This is a genomic window from Pseudomonas sp. 5.2, assembly GCF_059025405.1.
In genome coordinates, this window is record NZ_JBYBHH010000038.1 from 1 (window position 1) to 3,084 (window position 3,084).

The 3,084-nt window shown below is 51.1% G+C and carries 1 rRNA gene; it reads right to left on the reverse strand.

Annotation, left to right across the window (positions count from 1 at the left end):
• Nucleotides 1–22: 22 nt before the first annotated feature.
• Nucleotides 23–2,915 (reverse strand): 23S ribosomal RNA (locus AC5PZ0_RS28145).
• Nucleotides 2,916–3,084: the final 169 nt, after the last annotated feature.

A 3,084-nucleotide genomic window follows, 5' to 3' on the forward strand; every position in this document is an offset into this window, starting at 1 on the left:
TAGCAAATTGCTTGGGTGTTATATGGTCAAGCCTCACGGGCAATTAGTATTGGTTAGCTCAACGCCTCACAGCGCTTACACACCCAACCTATCAACGTCGTAGTCTTCGACGGCCCTTTAGGGGATTCAAGATCCCAGTGAGATCTCATCTTGAGGCAAGTTTCCCGCTTAGATGCTTTCAGCGGTTATCTCTTCCGAACATAGCTACCCGGCAATGCCACTGGCGTGACAACCGGAACACCAGAGGTTCGTCCACTCCGGTCCTCTCGTACTAGGAGCAGCCCCTCTCAAATCTCAAACGTCCACGGCAGATAGGGACCGAACTGTCTCACGACGTTCTAAACCCAGCTCGCGTACCACTTTAAATGGCGAACAGCCATACCCTTGGGACCGGCTTCAGCCCCAGGATGTGATGAGCCGACATCGAGGTGCCAAACACCGCCGTCGATATGAACTCTTGGGCGGTATCAGCCTGTTATCCCCGGAGTACCTTTTATCCGTTGAGCGATGGCCCTTCCATACAGAACCACCGGATCACTAAGACCTACTTTCGTACCTGCTCGACGTGTTTGTCTCGCAGTCAAGCGCGCTTTTGCCTTTATACTCTACGACCGATTTCCGACCGGTCTGAGCGCACCTTCGTACTCCTCCGTTACTCTTTGGGAGGAGACCGCCCCAGTCAAACTACCCACCATACACTGTCCTCGATCCGGATAACGGACCTGAGTTAGAACCTCAAAGTTGCCAGGGTGGTATTTCAAGGATGGCTCCATGAGAACTGGCGTCCCCACTTCAAAGCCTCCCACCTATCCTACACAAGCAAATTCAAAGTCCAGTGCAAAGCTATAGTAAAGGTTCACGGGGTCTTTCCGTCTAGCCGCGGATACACTGCATCTTCACAGCGATTTCAATTTCACTGAGTCTCGGGTGGAGACAGCGCCGCCATCGTTACGCCATTCGTGCAGGTCGGAACTTACCCGACAAGGAATTTCGCTACCTTAGGACCGTTATAGTTACGGCCGCCGTTTACCGGGGCTTCGATCAAGAGCTTCGCTTGCGCTAACCCCATCAATTAACCTTCCGGCACCGGGCAGGCGTCACACCCTATACGTCCACTTTCGTGTTTGCAGAGTGCTGTGTTTTTAATAAACAGTCGCAGCGGCCTGGTATCTTCGACCGGCATGGGCTTACGGAGCAAGTCCTTAACCCTCGCCGGCGCACCTTCTCCCGAAGTTACGGTGCCATTTTGCCTAGTTCCTTCACCCGAGTTCTCTCAAGCGCCTTGGTATTCTCTACCTAACCACCTGTGTCGGTTTGGGGTACGGTTCCCAGTTATCTGAAGCTTAGGAGCTTTTCTTGGAAGCATGGCATCAACCACTTCGTCGCCTAAAGGCAACTCGTCATCAGCTCTCGGCCTTGAGATCCCGGATTTGCCTAAGATCTCAGCCTACCACCTTAAACTTGGACAACCAACGCCAAGCTGGCCTAGCCTTCTCCGTCCCTCCATCGCAATAACTGGAAGTACAGGAATATTAACCTGTTTTCCATCGACTACGCTTTTCAGCCTCGCCTTAGGGACCGACTAACCCTGCGTCGATTAACGTTGCGCAGGAAACCTTGGTCTTTCGGCGTGGGAGTTTTTCACTCCCATTGTCGTTACTCATGTCAGCATTCGCACTTCTGATACCTCCAGCAAGCTTCTCAACTCACCTTCACAGGCTTACAGAACGCTCCTCTACCGCATCATCATAAGATGATACCCGTAGCTTCGGTGCATGGTTTGAGCCCCGTTACATCTTCCGCGCAGGCCGACTCGACTAGTGAGCTATTACGCTTTCTTTAAAGGGTGGCTGCTTCTAAGCCAACCTCCTAGCTGTCTAAGCCTTCCCACATCGTTTCCCACTTAACCATGACTTTGGGACCTTAGCTGACGGTCTGGGTTGTTTCCCTTTTCACGACGGACGTTAGCACCCGCCGTGTGTCTCCCATGCTCGGCACTTGTAGGTATTCGGAGTTTGCATCGGTTTGGTAAGTCGGGATGACCCCCTAGCCGAAACAGTGCTCTACCCCCTACAGTGATACATGAGGCGCTACCTAAATAGCTTTCGAGGAGAACCAGCTATCTCCGAGCTTGATTAGCCTTTCACTCCGATCCACAGGTCATCCGCTAACTTTTCAACGGTAGTCGGTTCGGTCCTCCAGTCAGTGTTACCTAACCTTCAACCTGCCCATGGATAGATCGCCCGGTTTCGGGTCTATACCCAGCGACTAAACGCCCTATTAAGACTCGCTTTCGCTACGCCTCCCCTATTCGGTTAAGCTCGCCACTGAATATAAGTCGCTGACCCATTATACAAAAGGTACGCAGTCACCTAACAAAGTAGGCTCCCACTGCTTGTACGCATACGGTTTCAGGATCTATTTCACTCCCCTCTCCGGGGTTCTTTTCGCCTTTCCCTCACGGTACTAGTTCACTATCGGTCAGTCAGTAGTATTTAGCCTTGGAGGATGGTCCCCCCATATTCAGACAAAGTTTCTCGTGCTCCGTCCTACTCGATTTCATTGATAAGAGATTTTCGTGTACGGGGCTATCACCCACTATGGCCGCACTTTCCAGAGCGTTCCACTAATCTCAAACCAACTTAAGGGCTGGTCCCCGTTCGCTCGCCACTACTAAGGGAATCTCGGTTGATTTCTTTTCCTCAGGGTACTTAGATGTTTCAGTTCCCCTGGTTCGCCTCTTGCACCTATGTATTCAGTACAAGATACTCAGCTTATGCTGAGTGGGTTCCCCCATTCAGAGATCTCTGGATCACAGTCTGTTTGCCGACTCCCCAAAGCTTATCGCAGGCTACCACGTCTTTCATCGCCTCTGACTGCCAAGGCATCCACCGTATGCGCTTCTTCACTTGACCATATAACCCCAAGCAATCTGGTTATACTGTGAAGACGACATTCGCCGAAAATTCGTTTTGCTCTTTCGAGCCCACAAATTTTACCTTAGCCTGATCCACTACCAGTGAAAGTAGTGTTCAGTCTATTTCTATCACATATCCGAATTTTTAAAGAACGATCTGACAAAAG